General features: G+C 41.5%; 1 protein-coding gene. It reads left to right on the top strand.

Features of this window, described 5'->3' with window-relative positions:
- Positions 1 to 276 precede the first annotated feature (276 nt).
- On the top strand, positions 277 to 1,989 hold the full coding sequence (locus E4U82_RS19440) for an IS1634 family transposase (protein ID WP_135111897.1): 1,713 nt from the start codon (positions 277 to 279) through the stop codon (positions 1,987 to 1,989).
- Positions 1,990 to 2,068 lie beyond the last annotated feature (79 nt).

Here is a 2,068-nt window from a genome sequence, read left to right as displayed (position 1 = left end):
CTAGCATAAGTTTACGAATTACAGTATAAATTTCCAGTTTTCTCAAAGCTTGAGCGGACTGAGAATGTACTGTATCCCTGTCATAACAGGGCATAGGGAGATGGTAAATAATTGAAAATATGGCTTGATTTTGTATTACCCAACTCCAATTCACTTGATATCGCATTTTATATATGAATAAAATCCCTTTAAATCAATGTTTTTCCTAAATTCAAGCAGGAATTTTAAAGTGAATATCGAAGTATGTATTACCCAACTTTTTAAGGAGACGGTAATATGGCCTCCATCATCAAAAAACGAAAGAAGAATCATGATTATTATTACCTGGTGGAGTCTGCACGGGTCGATGGAAAACCGCGAATTGTTCATCAAAAATATTTAGGACGGGCGGAAGACATTGCACAAGCCATAGATGAAAACAAGCACCCCGCCAATCCTGACCACAGTATTGTGTTGGAATTCGGTGCCGTTACGGCTTTGTTTGATCTGGCTGATCGATTGGACGTTGTGAATATGATTGATCAACACGTGTCAAAACGCCATCAAGGTTTGTCTGTTGGTACTTACATGTTACTCGCAGCCATTAATCGAGCCGTTGCCCCAACAAGCAAAAATAGCTTTGGGGAATGGTTCTCCAAAACGATGCTGGATCGATTCCTTCCAGCTAAGCCTTACCATCTGACCAGTCAGCGTTTTTGGGACAATATGGGTTTACTGACGGATAAGGCTATGGAACAATTTGAAAAAGAATTTTCGGAACACATTGTGAAATCATATAGTTTGGACACGGACTGTTTGATTTATGATGCGACCAATTTTTTCACATATGTGGATACCAAATCGTCCAGCACTCTGCCGCAACGCGGAAACAGTAAAGAGAAGCGCAAGGACTTGAAAATTGTCGGGCTGGCTGTGATGGTATCTCCGGATTTTCGGGTTCCTTTATTCCATGAAACATATCCTGGCAATGACATGGATGCCAAGCAATTTTCCGGGGTCATTGACAAACTTAAAAGCCGTTATCAATCGATTTGCGGGAAACCGAAAAATATCACCCTTGTTTTTGATAAGGGGAACAACTCGCTGGACAACATCAAACGTCTTCGTTCCGGAGATTGGGCGTTTCACGTCATCGGGACATTAAAGCGCTCACAGGTCAAGGAGCTGCAAGACATCAATCCTGATCAATTTGAACCCCTATCCGGTGAGAGATTTGAAGGCATGCGTGTCTATCGGACGACTTATTCTGTATATAACGAAAACATGACGGTCCTGGTCACGTACAACCCGCTCTTATCGGAAGGACAGATGCAGGGCATCCAAAAGAACCTGGAAACCTGCACCGGGCAGCTGCAGGAGCTTCAGCACAGGCTTTTGGAACGTGAAGCCGGCCAGATCCGAAAAGGAAAGAAACCAACCGTTTCTTCCGTGCAAAAAAACGTGAATAAGATCCTTCAAAAGGAATACATGAAAGACCTGTTTGATGTTGATATAACGCCTTTGGAGCATTCTGTTCAATTGACGTTCGCATTCAACGAGAGTCAACTGGAATATCTGAAAAAATATGTACTTGGGAAAACCGTCTTATATACCGATAACCATGACTGGTCCAATGAGAAAATCGTGGCTGCTTATCGCTCGCAGTATCATATTGAGTCAGCCTTCAAACAAATGAAAAATCACCAACATTTAGATGTCCGGCCGATTTATCATTGGACCGATCAAAAAATAAAAGTTCACGCTTTTTACTGTGTCCTTGCGTTAAGGCTCTGTTGCCTGTTGAATCGGGAACTGCACGAACAGGGAATTGATATCACCGTGAATCGAATGTTGGATGTTTTAGCTGATATCAAACAAGTGATCAATGTTTACGAGAAAAAGGGAAAGAAAGGGAACGTACAAAAAACCTTTTCCTTGAGCCAATGTACACCGGAAATGAAAAAAATGATGGAAACCCTGGAGTTGGAAAAGTACCAACTTGAGGGGTAATACACTTTGGAATGCCATAACTCTTGATATAACAGGAATTATAGCTTATTGCTTTCTTTATTTCGTAAACTCATGCTAG

This window comes from Lentibacillus salicampi (assembly GCF_004565465.1).
In the GTDB taxonomy this organism is placed as follows: Bacteria; Bacillota; Bacilli; order Bacillales; family Amphibacillaceae; genus Lentibacillus; species Lentibacillus salicampi.
The sequence above is the reverse complement of the archived record's forward strand: the minus strand, read 5'-3'. Positions and strand labels throughout refer to the sequence as shown.